At 70.5% G+C, this 14495-nt stretch carries 12 protein-coding genes and 3 pseudogenes; 2 read left to right on the top strand and 13 right to left on the bottom strand.

The window, feature by feature from the left end:
- Positions 1 to 4: 4 nt before the first annotated feature.
- Positions 5 to 184: pseudogene (locus tag EAO75_RS48160) on the top strand (hypothetical protein); the annotation flags it as partial.
- Between the two features lie 27 nt (positions 185 to 211).
- Here the strand turns inward: EAO75_RS48160 and EAO75_RS00775 are convergent.
- The 13 genes and pseudogenes from EAO75_RS00775 to EAO75_RS00710 all read right to left on the bottom strand — a co-directional run.
- Positions 212 to 844, bottom strand: a pseudogene (locus EAO75_RS00775) (squalene--hopene cyclase); the annotation flags it as partial.
- A 144-nt stretch (positions 845 to 988) separates the two neighbouring features.
- Complete coding sequence (locus EAO75_RS00770) at positions 989 to 2062, bottom strand: polyprenyl synthetase family protein (RefSeq protein ID WP_187284246.1); 1074 nt, start codon at positions 2060 to 2062, stop codon at positions 989 to 991.
- Positions 2063 to 2124: 62 nt separating this feature from the next.
- Positions 2125 to 3552: a hydroxysqualene dehydroxylase HpnE gene (hpnE, locus tag EAO75_RS00765; RefSeq protein ID WP_147993076.1), complete on the bottom strand. Its 1428-nt coding sequence runs from the start codon at positions 3550 to 3552 to the stop codon at positions 2125 to 2127.
- Complete coding sequence (locus EAO75_RS46420) at positions 3549 to 3692, bottom strand: DUF6380 family protein (RefSeq protein ID WP_222723909.1); 144 nt, start codon at positions 3690 to 3692, stop codon at positions 3549 to 3551. Before EAO75_RS46420 ends, hpnE begins: the two co-directional genes overlap by 4 nt.
- Positions 3692 to 4639: a presqualene diphosphate synthase HpnD gene (gene hpnD / locus EAO75_RS00760; protein ID WP_147993075.1), complete on the bottom strand. Its 948-nt coding sequence runs from the start codon at positions 4637 to 4639 to the stop codon at positions 3692 to 3694. Before hpnD ends, EAO75_RS46420 begins: the two co-directional genes overlap by 1 nt.
- Positions 4636 to 5535 (bottom strand): squalene synthase HpnC, encoded by a 900-nt coding sequence (gene hpnC, locus EAO75_RS00755; RefSeq protein ID WP_147993074.1) that lies wholly within the window; start codon positions 5533 to 5535, stop codon positions 4636 to 4638. Before hpnC ends, hpnD begins: the two co-directional genes overlap by 4 nt.
- Positions 5536 to 5925: 390 nt before the next feature.
- Positions 5926 to 6705, bottom strand: a complete 780-nt coding sequence (locus EAO75_RS00750; RefSeq protein ID WP_147993073.1) for an ABC transporter ATP-binding protein — start codon at positions 6703 to 6705, stop codon at positions 5926 to 5928.
- On the bottom strand, positions 6698 to 7627 hold the full coding sequence (locus tag EAO75_RS00745) for an ABC transporter permease (protein ID WP_147993072.1): 930 nt from the start codon (positions 7625 to 7627) through the stop codon (positions 6698 to 6700). Before EAO75_RS00745 ends, EAO75_RS00750 begins: the two co-directional genes overlap by 8 nt.
- Positions 7628 to 7724: 97 nt before the next feature.
- A pseudogene (locus EAO75_RS00730) lies at positions 7725 to 8668 on the bottom strand (glycosyltransferase family 2 protein).
- A gap of 5 nt (positions 8669 to 8673) precedes the next feature.
- Positions 8674 to 9453, bottom strand: a complete 780-nt coding sequence (locus EAO75_RS00725; RefSeq protein ID WP_147993071.1) for a CDP-alcohol phosphatidyltransferase family protein — start codon at positions 9451 to 9453, stop codon at positions 8674 to 8676.
- The gene (locus EAO75_RS00720) at positions 9431 to 10492 is read right to left on the bottom strand and encodes an iron-containing alcohol dehydrogenase family protein (protein WP_147993070.1); all 1062 of its coding nucleotides are present in this window, start codon (positions 10490 to 10492) and stop codon (positions 9431 to 9433) included. The genes EAO75_RS00725 and EAO75_RS00720 overlap by 23 nt, the downstream gene beginning before the upstream one ends.
- Entirely contained in the window at positions 10480 to 11232 is a 753-nt protein-coding gene (locus EAO75_RS00715; protein ID WP_147993069.1) for a sugar phosphate nucleotidyltransferase, read from the bottom strand. The genes EAO75_RS00720 and EAO75_RS00715 overlap by 13 nt, the downstream gene beginning before the upstream one ends.
- Positions 11229 to 13037 (bottom strand): DUF5941 domain-containing protein, encoded by a 1809-nt coding sequence (locus tag EAO75_RS00710; RefSeq protein WP_147993068.1) that lies wholly within the window; start codon positions 13035 to 13037, stop codon positions 11229 to 11231. Before EAO75_RS00710 ends, EAO75_RS00715 begins: the two co-directional genes overlap by 4 nt.
- A 317-nt stretch (positions 13038 to 13354) precedes the next feature.
- Between EAO75_RS00710 and galE the strand changes: the two genes are divergently transcribed.
- Positions 13355 to 14326 carry a UDP-glucose 4-epimerase GalE gene (gene galE / locus EAO75_RS00705; protein ID WP_147993067.1) on the top strand — a complete coding sequence of 324 codons (972 nt, stop codon included), beginning with the start codon at positions 13355 to 13357 and terminating at the stop codon, positions 14324 to 14326.
- The last annotated feature ends 169 nt before the right edge of the window (positions 14327 to 14495 follow it).

The following is a 14495-nucleotide window of genomic DNA, read 5'->3' as shown; positions in this document are numbered from 1 at the left end:
GGAGATCGTCCGGCCCGGCGACTGGGCGGTCAAGCGGCCCCAACTGCCCCCGGGCGGCTGGGCGTTCGAGTTCCACAACGACAACTACCCCGACATCGACGACACCGCCGAGGTGGTCCTCGCGCTGCGCCGGGTCAGGCATCACGACCCGGAGCGGGTGGAGAGAGCCATCGGCCGCGGCGTGCGCTGGAACCTCGGGATGCAGTCGAGGAACGGGGCGCTTGGCGGAGACGATCGTCAGCGGGACGATGGTCTGCCGGGCCCAGCAGCCGAAGTCGTAGATGTTGAGCGGAACCCACTTGGGGAAGTAGATGAGCTCCGGCGGGAGTTCGGGCAGGTCCTCCCACTTCCACCAGCCGAACAGGGCCAGCCAGATCCGGGTGAAGACCCGGGCGGCGGCGATGCCGCCCTGCTCACGGATCCAGCCGGAGGCCTTGGCCATGTGCGGGTCGTCGGGCGCGTCGCCGGCCAGGCGGAGGGCGACGTACGCCTCGATGGTGGCGGAGAGCTCGCCGGGCGCGCCGTAGAAGGTGCCCCAGGTGCCGTCCTCGTGCTGCTCGCCACGGATGAAGAGCGCGGCGGCCCGGGTGGTCTTCTCGTCGCGGATGCCCAGGAACTGACGGAGCAGCAGGTCCTCGGCGTCCATGGTGACGTTCGTCTCGAGGTCGCCCTTCCACCAGCCCTGGGCGTCCTGCTTCGCCAGCAGGAAGTCGGTGGCGCGCCGGACCGCGCCTGCGGCGGCTTGGTGCACCCCGGCCGCCACGGGGATCTCGCTGTCGGTGTCGCTGGCCGCGGCTGCCCGGGGCTGCAGCGCCCCGGTGCTTCCGTCGGTCGTCGCTGTCATGGCTTCCCCTTCGTGCAGTGCTACTGGGTAGTGCGTCTGCTGTGGGTCCGCCGTCGGCCGGTGCGCTCCTTCCAGCTGCACCGACCGGCGACTACGCGAGGGCTATTCGACCGATACTGATCATCTCTTTTCGCCCGGTGGTGATCATCTCTTTCGTACGACGACGAAGTCGGCGAGCGCCGTGAACTGTGCCCGCACCCGGTCGGGCATGTCGACGGCGTCGAGGGCCTCGACGGCGACGGCGTGCTGGCGACGCGCCTCCCCGGCGGTCCACTCACGGCCGCCCGCCTCCTCGATGAGGGCGGCGCGGGCGGCGAACTCCTCCTCGGAGAAGTTCTCGAAGTCGCTGCTCTTGGCGTCGGCGGCGAGGATCTCGCCGAGCCGATCGGAGGCGGAGCCGCCCGCCGCGAGCGCGGCCACGACCGGCAGGGACTTCTTGCGCTGGCGCAGGTCGCTCCAGGTCTGCTTGCCGGTAGAGACCGGGTCGCCCCAGATGCCGAGCAGGTCGTCGACGGCCTGGAAGGCGAGGCCCAGGTGGTGGCCGTACTTCTCCAGGATGTCGGCGGTGTGGTCGTCCGCGTCGGCGAGCACCGCGCCGATGGAGCTGGCGGCGGCGATCAGGGCGCCGGTCTTGTTGCCCTCCATCTCCAGGCACTCCTCGACGCTGACGCGGTCGCGGTGCTCGTAGGAGATGTCCTGGGCCTGGCCGTCGATGAGGGCGCGGGTGGCGGTGGCCAGACGACGCGTGGCGCGGCCGGCCGCGACGGTGCCGAGCTCCAGCAGCACCTCGTTGGCCAGCGCGAACATGGCGTCGCCGACGAGGATGGCCTGGGCGGGGCCGTGCACCTTCCACACCGTGTCGCGGTGCCGGCGCTGCTCGTCGCCGTCCATGAGGTCGTCGTGCAGCAGCGAGAAGTTGTGCACCAGCTCGACGGCGACGGCGCCCGGGACGCCGACCTCGGGCGCGGCGCCGGTGACCTCGGCGGACAGTAGCGCGAGGGCGGGGCGTACGGCCTTGCCGCCGTCGCCGGCCGTGGGCCTGCCGTCGGCGTCGATCCAGCCGAAGTGGTAGGCGGAAACGGTGTCCATGGGAGGAGCCAGGCGGTCGACGGCCGCCCGCAGGACCGGCGTGGTCAGGGTCCTACCGCGCTCCAGGAGCGCGGCCACGTCCACCGCGGTCTCTCGAGCGGCCTTCGAGGCCGGGGGCACAGTGGGCACAGTCTCTCCTCTTGTTGCGGTACCGGGGGTGCGGGAGCCTGCCTCCGAGCGCTGGTTCAGCATCACGCCGCCTCCTCTACGTCGAAGAGGTGGCTGGGGCGGGGCCGGCCCAGGGCGCTCAGCGCGGCGCCCGCCGCACTCACGCCGCTGCGGACCGCACTCTCCATGGTCGCGGGCCACCCTGTGGCGGTCCACGCTCCAGCCAGGTACAGGCCGGATGCCTTGGTGCGGGCGCCGGGCCGCAGCCGCCCGACACCGGGGGTGGGAGCGAACGTCGCGGTGCGCTCCCGGGTCACGAAGAAGTCCTTCACTTCGGCGCCGCGCGCCCTGGGCAACAGCCGCTCCAGTTCGGGCAGATACCGCTCCCGCAAGGCCGCGACGGGTTCGTCGATCTCGTCCTGCGCGGCCGACTGGGACAGGGCGAGGTACTGCCCCTCCCTGAGCCCGGAGGCGTCGGTGCGGTCGAACACCCACTGGACCGGGCTGCCGAGGGCCGTGAAGAACGGCCTGCTGAGCACCTTCCGGTCGTACACCACATGCACGTTGAGGATCGGGGCTGTGCCGATCTCCAGCAGCTGTTCGGGGGCGTCGAGGGCGCCCTCGGGCAGCAGGTCGTACGCCTCGCTCTGGGCCACGGCGAGCACGACCGCGTCGGCCTTGAGCGTCTCGCCGGGAACCTGAACGCTCCAACGTCCGTTCTCGTCAGTAGAGATGGAGGTGACTCGTGTACGGACTTCGGTACGGACGCCCGAGGAGTCGAGCGCCTTGCGCGCCAGCCGGTCATGCAGTTCGCCCAGCGGGACGCGCGCCCATCCGATGTCGGCCGCGCCCGGGTCGGACAGCAGACCGGTCTTGAACACCATCGCGGCGAGCCCCAGCGAGGCGTCGCCCGCGACCGCGTTGAGAGTGGCGACCCCGACCAGGTCCCACAGGGCCTCGATGGCACGCGCCGACTGACCGTGTGCGGTCAGCCAGCTGCCGAAGTCCTGGGTGTCCAGGGTCGGATCGGCGAGGTCGAGCCCCTTGAGCGCGAGCGCGGCACGCCCGACCTTGGCGCGTTCGGCGAAGGACAGATGCGGATAGGTCGCGAGGCTCCGGCCCAGGTGCAGGGGTACGGGCAGCGCGTCGCGCCGCAGTCTGCCGAGCCGTCGGCCCTCGGGCCGCGCCACGTCGAGCACGGGCACGTCCAGACGGTCCTGCAGCGGCGCCAGCGCCGTCCCCTCGATCCGGTCGAGGAACCAGCGGTAGGCGGTGCAGCAGCGCAGGTACACGTGCTGTCCGTTGTCGACGGTCAGGTCGCCGCGCTGGAAGGAGAAGGCCAGGCCACCGAGCCTCGGCCTGCCCTCGACCAGGGTGACGCGCACTCCGGCGTCGGCGAGCGCGAGCGCGGTGGTGATTCCGGCGAGCCCGCCGCCGATCACGACGGCGTCCCGCCCGGAGCGTTTCGGGATGTCCGCGAGCGGCTCTTCCGGCCGCGTGCCGTCGGTCATCGTGCACCCTCCCCTGCACGACCGCCGTGCCGGTGCTTGAACGGTGCACGGCCGGTCGTCTCAGTCAGGGACGCCGCCGGGCCGCGGAGGGTTGCCTGCCACTTTTCTCCGATGGCATCACCTTGGGCCGAAATGTCCATCAGGCGCGCCTCCTGACGGTTCGGGTGACATGCCGGGCGTCCAGACCGGACAGACCGCGCACCGCGACGTACGCCTTCTCACGCCCGGGCAGGGAGACCCGGCCGCGCAGCACGGCCTCCGGGTCGCGCTCGATGCGGTCCAGGAGGCGGCGGTAGATGCCGGCCATGGCGGCGACACACGCGCCGCTGCGCCGGTCGAGCATGGGGAGCAGCCGGTAGCCCTCGGCGAAAAGGGCGCGGGCCCGTCGCACTTCGAAGTGGACGAGGCCCGCGAAGTCGGAGCCCTCCGGTGGGGTCGGCCCGCCGAAGCCGGCCGAGCAGCCGAATTTGGCGAGGTCGTCGGAGGGCAGATAGGTACGCCCTCCCTCGGCGTCCTCGCGGACGTCACGCAGGATGTTGGTGAGTTGCAGCGCGAGCCCGAGCGTGTCCGCGTACTCGGGCGCGCGCTCGGCGCCGCGCGCACCCGGGTTGGTACCGAAGACACCGAGCGACAGCCGCCCGATGGCGCCGGCCACACAGCGGCAGTAGACCTTCAGGTCGTCCCAGGTCTCGTAGGTCTCGCCGCGCACGTCCATCAGGACGCCGTCGATCAGCTCGTCCAGTCCGTCGAGCGGGATCGGGAAGGCGTCGGCGGCATGGGCGAGGGCGACGGCCACGGGGTCGGTGTCGTCCTCGTCGACCGCGCGGTCACGGATCCGGGTCAGCAGCTCCCGGGTGCCCTCGAGCCTGGCGGCCTTGACGTCGCCGCTCAGGGCGCCGTCGCCGATGTCGTCGACGCGCCGCGAGAACGCGTACAACGCCGACATGGCCCGGCGCTTGGGCGTGGGCAGCAGCCTGATGCCGTAGGCGAAGTTCCGTGCCTGCTGTCCGGTGACGGCCTCGCAGTAGCTGTAGGCGGCGAGTACCGGTGCGGACGCGTGTGGTGCAGACTCCACGGTCCGGATCACCCCTCTCCTCGCAGAGTCACGCCCACCTCACGCAGCAGCTGGAGCTTGCTGGCCTTGGGCGGGCCGGGCAGTACGTCGTATTCGGCGGCGGCGATCGCACAGATCGCCGCCCTTCCCCCCGCCACGAAACCCGCGAGCAGCAGCTTGAGCCTGCCGTGGACGCTACCCACCAGAGGGGTGCCTTCATTCAGGAGGGTTTGGGCACGTTCGGCTTCGTATGCAACCAGTGCGCGCACCGATGCGCCCGCCGTTTTCGCCCCGAGGTCGGTTTCCTGGACGTGGAAGCGCTTCAGGTCCTCGGCGGGCAGATAGATCCGGTCACGGCCGAGGTCCTCGGCGACGTCCTGGAGGTGCTCGACGATCTGGAGCGCCGTGCACACCGCGTCGGAGAGGCGGATCCGCTCGGGCGTACCGGTGCCGGTGACGGCGAGGACGAGTCGGCCGACCGGGTTGGCGGACAGTTCGCAGTAGGCAAGGAGATCGTCGTAGGTCTCGTAGCGCTGCACGAGCTGGTCCTGGCGGTTCGCGGCGATCAGGCCGAGGAAGGGCTCGGGGGTCAGCGAGCGGCGGCGGACGGTCGGCTGCAGGCGGCGCAGCAGGGGGTGGCGGGGGGTGCCGTCGAAGACGCGGTGCAGGTCGGCCTCGAAGGCGTCGAGCAGGACCATACGGTCGTCGGCGTCGGCGGCCGACACGCCGAGCAGTCGGGCGTCGGCGCCACCGGGGGCGAGATCGCCGTCGCCGATGTCGTCGACGAGGCGGGCGAAGCCGTAGACGGCCATGAGGTCTGCCCGCCAGGCCCTGGGCAGGAAGAAGGGCGCCACGGGGAAGTTCTCCGTGGCGGCCTTGTCGAGCGTGCCGCGCGCCGTATCGTCAGCGCGCGCGCCGGTTCCCGTCACCGTGGACTGCCCGGGGCGGGGACGGCACAGGCAGATGCGTTGAGCTGGGGAGTTTCCGTAGCCATTGCCGTCACATCTCCCGTTCTACACCGCGGACCCAATGCACACTATTTCGGACACGCCGCCCGGCTGTCCGCGCCGCAGCCCGGAGAGAGGGGTGTCGCGCCTTATCGCCCCACTTGCCGCGTTTCGGTACCGGTACAGCTTACGTTGTACAACGCAGCGTGGCCCGTGGGGGTGTCCTGCGCATCACAACAACACACCGATTGACGTCAAGATTCCTGGAGCCAGCCGGAGTTGACGTTTCCTTTGCAGACGCGGGCCCCACCGGCGCAGTTCCGGCGGGGCCGTGGGAAGCCGTCTGGGCCGCACGGCCCATGTCCGGGTGGACTACTTGCCCGTGAACTTCTCGTACTCCTTGAGGACCTCGTCCGTCGGGCCGTCCATGCGGAGCTCGCCGCGTTCCAGCCAGAGCACGCGGTTGCAGGTGTCGCGGATCGACTTGTTGTTGTGGCTGACGAGGAAGACGGTGCCGGCTTCCTTGCGCAGCTCGCGGATGCGGTCCTCGGAGCGCTTTTGGAACTTGCGGTCGCCGGTGGCCAGCGCCTCGTCGATCATGAGGACGTCGTGGTCCTTGGCCGCCGCGATGGAGAAGCGCAGGCGGGCCGCCATGCCGGAGGAGTAGGTGCGCATCGGGAGCGTGATGAAGTCGCCCTTCTCGTTGATGCCGGAGAAGTCGACGATCTGCTGGTAGCGCTCCTTGATCTGCTCGCGGGACATGCCCATCGCGAGCCCGCCCAATATGACGTTGCGCTCGCCGGTCAGGTCGTTCATCAGGGCCGCGTTCACGCCGAGCAGCGAGGGCTGGCCGTCGGTGTAGACCTTGCCGCTCTCCGGCGGGAGCAGGCCGGCGATGGCGCGCAGCAGGGTGGACTTGCCGGAGCCGTTGGAGCCGATCAGGCCGATGGCCTCGCCGCGGTAGGCGACGAAGGAGACGCCCCGTACGGCGTGCACCTTGCGCACCCCGCGCTCCTCGCCGCGCTTGACGATGCGGCTGAGGGCGGCGGTGGCGCTGCCCTTGCCGGTCTTGGCGCCGTGGACGCGGTAGACGATGTGCAGCTCGTCCGCGATGACGGTGGGGATGTGCGAGTCGGTGTTCTGCTCAGCCACGGCCGTACCTCTCCTCCGCCTTCCAGAAGTACACGAAACCACCGACCGCGAACAGCACGGCCCAGCCGACTGCGGCCGCCCAGACGTGGTCGGGCAGGTTGGACGAGCCGTAGCCGTCGATGAGGGCGAAGCGCATCAGGTCCATGTAGACCGCGGCCGGGTTCCACTGCAGGACGGTGGCGATCCACTCCGGCTTGTTCGCCAGCATGACCGGGATGGAGAACATCACGCCGGACGCGTACATCCACGTACGCATCACGAACGGCATGAGCTGGGCCAGGTCCGGCGTCTTGGCGCCGGCGCGGGCCATGATCAGGGCGAGGCCGGTGTTGAACAGGAACTGCAGGGCGAGCACCGGGAGGATCAGCACCCAGCTCAGCTTCGGGTAGCTGCCGAAGCCGATCGCCACGACGAACAGCACGATCATCGAGTACAGCAGTTGCTGGAGCTGCTGGAGCGCGAAGGAGATGGGCAGCGCGGCGCGCGGGAAGTGCAGGGCGCGCACCAGGCCCAGGTTGCCGGAGATCGCGCGTACGCCCGCCATCACCGAGCTCTGGGTGAAGGTGAACACGAAGACGCCCGTGACCAGGAACGGGATGTACACCTCGCGCGGCATGCCCCGGTCGGCCTCGAGGATCACGCCGAAGATGAAGAAGTACACGGCCGCGTTCAGCAGCGGGGTGGCCACCTGCCAGATCTGGCCGAGCTTCGCCTGGCTGTACTGGGCGGTCAGCTTCGCCCGCGAGAACGCGAGGATGAAGTGCCGCCGGTCCCAGAGCTGGCGGACGTACTCGAACAGCGAGGGTCGGGCGCCGCTCACGGCCAGCCCGTACTTGGCGGCGAGCCGGCTCGCCGTCAGTCCCTCGTCGGGTGACGGCGGCGCGCTCACCGCGACCGTGCCGTCCTGCGTTGTCTCACTCACCGGTTGAAACTTTCGTCTTCGAGATGCGCAGCCTGTGCGGGCATGGCATGAACCTGAGGCCGGGGTAACGGCCTGGTCGCTCTCAGGGTCGAGCTTGTCAGATGACGGGAGGTCGGCCCAGTCGAGTCAGCCGCCACACCGTACGCCACTTCATGGGCCTGCGGGGACCGCACGGGGTGGTCCAGCCTTCCCGGAATCCGCCGAACCATGCCCGCACAGGCTGCGCATCTCGAAGACGAAAGTTTCAACCGGTGAGTGAGACAACGCAGGACGGCACGGTCGCGGTGAGCGCGCCGCCGAGGCCTTCACGGCCGACCCGAAGCTCGGCATCGTCAGCTTCCGTATCGCCGACCCGGACAACGGCGTCACCCAGCGCCGGCACGTCCCCCGGTTGCGGGCGACCATGCGGTGGTAGACCGCGTGCCGCGAGGGCGCGGTCGTCGGGTGGTACAGCACCATGTCGGACCGGTAGTCGATCATCCAGCCCGCGTCGAGGGCCCGCCATGCCAGGTCGGTTTCCTCGTGCGCGTAGAAGAATTCGTCCGGCAGCCCGCCGACTTCCGCGAAGACCTGGGTACGGACCGCATTGGCGCCGCCGAGGAAGGTGGTGACCCGGGAGGAGCGCATCGGGTCGGAGGCCCGCAGCCGGGGGACGTGCCGGCGCTGGGTGACGCCGTTGTCCGGGTCGGCGATACGGAAGCTGACGATGCCGAGCTTCGGGTCGGCCGTGAAGGCCTCGCGGCACAGTTCGGCGGTGTCGTGGTGGGCGAGGAGGCCGTCGTCGTCGAGGAAGAGCAATATGTCGACGTCGCGGCCGCTGGGGCCGAAGGCCTCGATGCCGACGTTACGGCCGCCGGGAATGCCGAGGTTCTCGGGCAGCTCGATGGTGCGCACGCCCTCGGGGACGTCGGGCACCGGGGAGCCGTTGCCGACCACGACGACCTCGACCGTGTCGCCGTCCTGCTTGGCGACCGAGTCGAGAAGGGCGCGCAGTTCGTCGGGGCGGTTGCCCATGGTGATGATGACCGCGCCGACCTTCATGCCGTTCACTTCAGCCTGCTCGAAGCGAGGATGGACACGAGGTGCAGCAGGGTCTGGACCAGCGCGATGCCGGCCAGCACCGCGACGCCGAGCCGGGTGAAGAACAGGTCGCCGCGGATCTGGTCGACGATCGCCAGGACCAGGATCAGCAGCGAGGCCTCGATGCCGAGGACCAGACGGTGGAACTTGAGGGCGGCGGCGGCCTTGCGGGCCAACGCCATGCCGGAGGAGCGCATCTCGGAGGCGGTCTCCTGGACCGGCGGCTTGCCGGCCTGGTGCCGGGCGACACCGACGAGGTCGGTCTCGGCCTTGATCAGGATGGCGCCGAGGGCGGCCAGCGTGCCGAGGAAGGCCCACAGCCAGTCGATACGGCCGCTGCCCCACGGGTCGGCGGCGCGCAGGCCGAAGCCGACGAGCACGGCGGCGTCGGTGAGGTAGGCGCCGACGCGGTCCAGGTAGACGCCGTTCAGCGAGTACTGCTTCTTCCAGCGCGCGATCTCGCCGTCGACGCAGTCCAGCAGCAGGTACATCTGGACGCAGACCACGCCGAGCACGGCGCCCGGGATCCCCGGCACGAGGAGCGCCGGGGCCGCGAGCACACCGAAGACGGTCATCAGGTACGTGAGCTGGTTGGGCGTGACCCTGGTGTTCACCAGGTAGCGGTCGACCCGCAGGGACACCTCACGCATGTAGAGGCGTCCCATCCAGTGCTCACCGCTGCGCCGGTCCTTCACCCCCGCGGGGTGAACGACGGGGCGGAGTTCAGCTACCGATGGCCTTGACATAGTCGGCGTAGATGTCCTTGATCTGGTCGGTGGTCAGGTCGAGGTGTTCGAGGATCGTGTAGCGGCCCGGCCGGGTCTGCGGGGCGAACTCCACGGCGCGGACGAACTCGTCGTCCGTGAAGCCGATCTCCTCCGGCAGTACCGGCAGCCCGTGCCGACGCAGCACCTCGGCCATGTAGGCCGACTCCTCGTGGGCTCCGCGCAGGTACATCGCGAAGGCCGCGCCCAGTCCGCACTGCTCGCCGTGGGCGGCGGCGCGCCTCGGATACAGCAGGTCGAAGGCGTGGTTGATCTCGTGGCACGCGCCGGAGGACGGGCGGGAGTCGCCCGACACCGACATGGCGATACCGCTGAGCACCAGCGCCTCGGCCAGCACCTGGAGGAAGTCGGTGTCCCCGATGCCGCCGGGGTGGCGCAGCACCGCCTCGCCTGCCTGCCTGGCGATGGCCGCCGCGAGGCCGTCGATCTTCTCGCCCTTGACCCGGTTGGCCAGCTCCCAGTCGGCGATGGCCGAGATGTTGGAGACGGCGTCGCCGATGCCGGCCCGGACGAAGCGGACCGGGGCCTCGCGGATGACGTCGAGGTCGATGACGACGGCGATCGGGTTCGGCACACCGTAGGAGCCGCGCCCGGCGTCGTTGTCGAGGGTGGCGACCGGCGAGCACAGGCCGTCGTGCGCGAGGTTCGTCGGTACGGCGACCAGCGGCAGGCCGACGCGCGCCGCGGCGAACTTGGCGCAGTCGATGATCTTGCCGCCGCCGAGCCCGACGACGGCGTCGTAGTGGCCGGACTTTATGTCACCGGCCAGCCGGACCGCGTCGTCGAGGGTGCCGCCGCCGACCTCGTACCAGGTGGCGCCGGGCAGCGCGGGAGCGAGCCGCTCCTTCAACCGGGCACCGGAGCCGTTGCTGACGGCGACGGCCAGCTTGCCGGAGTGCGAGATGCGCTCGTCGGCGAGCACACAGCCCAGGTCGTCGAGGGCACCCGGGCGGATGTCGACGACCAGCGGCGAGGGGATCAGTCGAGTCAGTACTGGCACGCGATCTCCCGTCCGCGGGCGAGATCGTCGTGGTTGTCGATCTCCACCCACTTGACGTCGCCGATCGGCGCCACGTCGATGCGGAAGCCGCGGTTCACGAGCTCCTGGTAGCCGTGCTCGTAGAACTGCTGCGGGTCCGTCTCCCACACCGCCTTGAGGGCGTCGGCCAGCTCGGGGGCGGCATCGCCCTCAATCAGCGTCACACCGATGTACTCGCCGGTCGCCTCGGCGGGGTCCATCAGCTTGGTGATCTTCGTCATGCCCTTCTCGGGGTCGACGACGACCTTCATCTCCTCGTCGGCGAGGCTCTTCAGCGTGTCCAGGGCGAGGATGATCTTCTTGCCGTCGCCGCGGGCGGCGAGCAGCGTCTTCTCGACGGAGACCGGGTGCACGGTGTCGCCGTTGGCGAGGATCACGCCGTCCTTGAGGGCGTCACGGCCGCACCACAAGGAGTAGGCGTTGTTCCACTCCTCGGCCTTGTCGTTGTCGATGAGGGTGAGCTTGAGGCCGTACTTCGCCTCCAGCGCCGCCTTGCGCTCGTACACCGCTTCCTTGCGGTAGCCGACGATGATCGCGACCTCGGTCAGACCGATCTCGGCGAAGTTGCCGAGGGTGAGGTCGAGAACCGTGGGTTCGCCCTCTATACCCGCAGGCCCCACCGGCACGAGAGCCTTGGGAAGGCTGTCGGTGTAGGGGCGCAGACGCCGTCCGGCGCCGGCCGCCAGCACGAGGCCGATCATGCGGGTTCTCCTTCATCGTGTACGGCGGGCGCCCCGGAGGACACCCAGAAGCGGATGCTCTCGACGAGCACCACGAGGGCCACGGCCACGGCGAGCACCGTGAGCGCGACACTGAACTGCGAGGCGGAGAGCACCGCGGCGAGGACGGTGACGAGCAGCGTCCGTCCTTCGTGCCCCCCGATGGCGCGCACCAGCCAGGCCGGGGGCGCTCCGGCGTTGCCGCGGATGCGGTACACCGTGTCGTAGTGATGGTAGGCGACGGCGGCCACCAGGCCGAAAGCCGCAGGAAGGGCTCCGTTCACCTCCGCTTTGGCCGCGAGCAGCAGAACGGTGCCGTACTCGGCCGCCCGGAAGAAGGGCGGGACCAGCCAGTCCAGGGCGCCCTTGAGGGGGCGGGCGACGGCAAGGCCCGAGGTGACGGCGTACACGACGGCGCCGACGACGGCCCACGGTCCGCCGAAGCCGGGCTGCGCGGCCAGGCCGAGGAGCACGAGGGCGCCGAGCAGGGCCACCACGGGTGCGGCGAAGCCGGGCAGCTTGCGTGCGGGGTTCTTCAGCGCCTCGGCGAGGCCCTGAGCGAGCGGCCCGGAATCCGCGAGGTCGGCCAGCGCCTGTGCGGCCCGGTCGGTGCGACGGGCCCTGCGGGTCAGCGAGCGCAGCACTCGGCCGGCCGTCGTGTAGGTGGCGGCGAAGGCGCAGCCGATGAGCAGCGCGTAGAAGGTGATGCGCGGGGTCGTGGCCGCCGTGAGGATCGCGATCATCGCCCAGCGCTCGCCGATCGGCAGGACGATCATCCGGCGCACCCAGACCGTCCAGCCGACGCTGTCGAGCTTGTCGGAGAGGGCAGCCGTGGGGCTGGTGTTGGCGGTGGCGTCGTGGTTGGCCTCGTTGAAGGAGAAGTCCACGACGTGCCGGCAGGTCTGCAGGATCATCGCGCCGAGGGCGAGGGCCCACACGTCGTCGCCGCCGCGGGCCGCACCGAGGGCGAGGCCCGCGTAGTAGGCGTACTCCTTGGCCCGGTCGAAGGTGGCGTCGAGCCAGGCGCCGAGCGTGGAGTACTGAAGGGAGTAGCGGGCCAGCTGGCCGTCGGTGCAGTCCAGGACGAACGAGAAGATCAGCAGCAGACCGGCCGCGATGAAGCCACCCCGGGTGCCGGTGGCCGCGCAGCCCGCCGCGATGAGCGCGGTGATCAGGGAGGCGGTGGTGACCTGGTTGGGGGTCAGACCCCGGCGGGCGCACCAGCGGGCGATGTAGCGGGAGTAGGGGCTGATGCAGTAGGTCGTGAAGAAGCCGTCGCGGGCCTTCACTGCCGACTTCAGGCGTACGGCCTCGTCGTCGACGGCGGCGACGGCCTGCCGTGCCTCGTTGCGGGCCTGCGGGTCGGCCGGTACGTCGGCGACCAGGCTGCCGAGCTCGGGGCGGTGGACGTCGGTGCCGTCGTCGTCGAGGGCGGTGACGACGCGGTCGGCGAGGCTGTCGACAGCGACCGCCGCTCCGCCGCCGGCGGAGGTCTCGCGGGCCATCACACGGGTCAGGGCCCGACGGCCGGCCGCCTGGGCGGTCACGGCGCCCGGGATCGCGGCGATCGGGAAGCGGGGGTCGGTCAGGCCGAGGCGCAGCGCGTGCAGGTGGCCGACGAAGCGGGCGTCGACCAGGGCGACGCGCTGGTCACCGGGTACCTGGGCGAGGAGCGTCTCGGCGTCGGCCGGGTCGTCGGCGACCCGCACGTCGTAGCCGAGGGACCGCAGATCGCCCTCGATCGACGATCCGGGGACCGGCTGACCGGTGAGGATGGCGGTCGACAACCGAACTCACTCCCTGGGGTGCCGGCGTGTCCGCGCCGGTCGTGTACATGGTCGCGGCGCCCCTGGCCGGGGCCCCTGTCGTCAGGCTGACGTCGTCCGCCCGAATGGCGGACCGGGCGGCGTGTCGGCAGAGGCTATCGGATGATTGGAAGCTAACGTTCACCGGCCGTTTGGCGAAGCGATCAACGTGGTTTGCCCGTACCTCCGCCGCGATCATCATCGGGGATCCCCCGGTCCGCCCACAAACTCGTGCTCCCAGACCGGGGCATCAGCGACATTGCGTACCGGGTCGAAGTCGCGACATAGGGTGGGCGACCATGACATGGCTGATCACAGGCGGAGCCGGCTACATCGGGGCACATGTGGCGCGGGCCATGACCGATGCCGGGGAACATGTGCTCGTACTGGACGACCTCTCGGCCGGGGTTCCCGCGCGGCTCCCCGCGGACGTCCCGCTGGTCGAGGGCTCATCGCTGGACGGCGACCTGCTCAAGCGGGTGTTCGCCGAGCACGCGGTGACCGGTGTCGTGCATCTCGCGGCGCGCAAGCAGGTCGGCGAGTCGGTGGCGCAGCCCACCCGTTACTACCGGGAGAACGTGGGCGGTCTCACCACGCTGCTTGAGGCGGTCGCGGAGGCGGGGATCGAACGCTTGCTGTTCTCCTCGTCCGCCGCCGTCTACGGCAACCCGGATGTGGACCTCATCACGGAGGACACCGCGTGCGCGCCGGTGAACCCGTACGGCGAGACCAAGCTCACCGGGGAGTGGCTGGTGCGGGCGGCCGGCCGGGCGCACAACATCTCCACCGTATGTCTGCGCTACTTCAACGTCGCGGGCGCCGCCTCGCCCGAGCTGGCCGACACGGGCGTCTTCAACATCGTCCCCATGGTCTTCGACCGGCTCACCCGCGGCGAGGCCCCGCGGATCTTCGGCGACGACTATCCGACGCCGGACGGCACCTGCGTCCGTGACTACATCCATGTCGCCGACCTCGCCGAGGCGCACCTGGCGGCGGCCCGGTACCTCTCCGAGGTGGACGGATGCGGTGAATTGACGGTCAACATCGGCAGCGGCGAGGGCGTCTCCGTCCGCGAGCTGATCACCGTCATCGGCGAGGTGACCGGCGACCGGCGCCCCGCCGTCGTCGAGGCCCGGCGCCCCGGGGACGCGCCGCGCGCGGTCGCCTCGGCCGCGCTGGCCGCCGAGAAGCTCGACTGGAGGGCCCGGCGCGGGGTACGCGAGATGGTCGAGTCGGCGTGGCGGGGCTGGCAGCTGCACCACGGCAGCTGAGCAGCGCCGTGGATCATGCGCAGGACCCTGACCTGCGGATCGTTTCCGCAGGTCAGGGCACATGACAACGGTGTTCAGTGCCGCGTTGCCGGATACCCCCCACCCGTAGTTCACTGTGACCCCGGGACGGAAATTCCGATCGTCCGGCGGACACAGAAGGGCGGCATTT

This window comes from Streptomyces sp. UW30, assembly GCF_008042075.1.
GTDB lineage: Bacteria > Actinomycetota > Actinomycetes > Streptomycetales > Streptomycetaceae > Streptomyces.
Note: the sequence above shows the minus strand (reverse complement) of the source record. Positions and strands in the feature narration are given on the sequence as shown.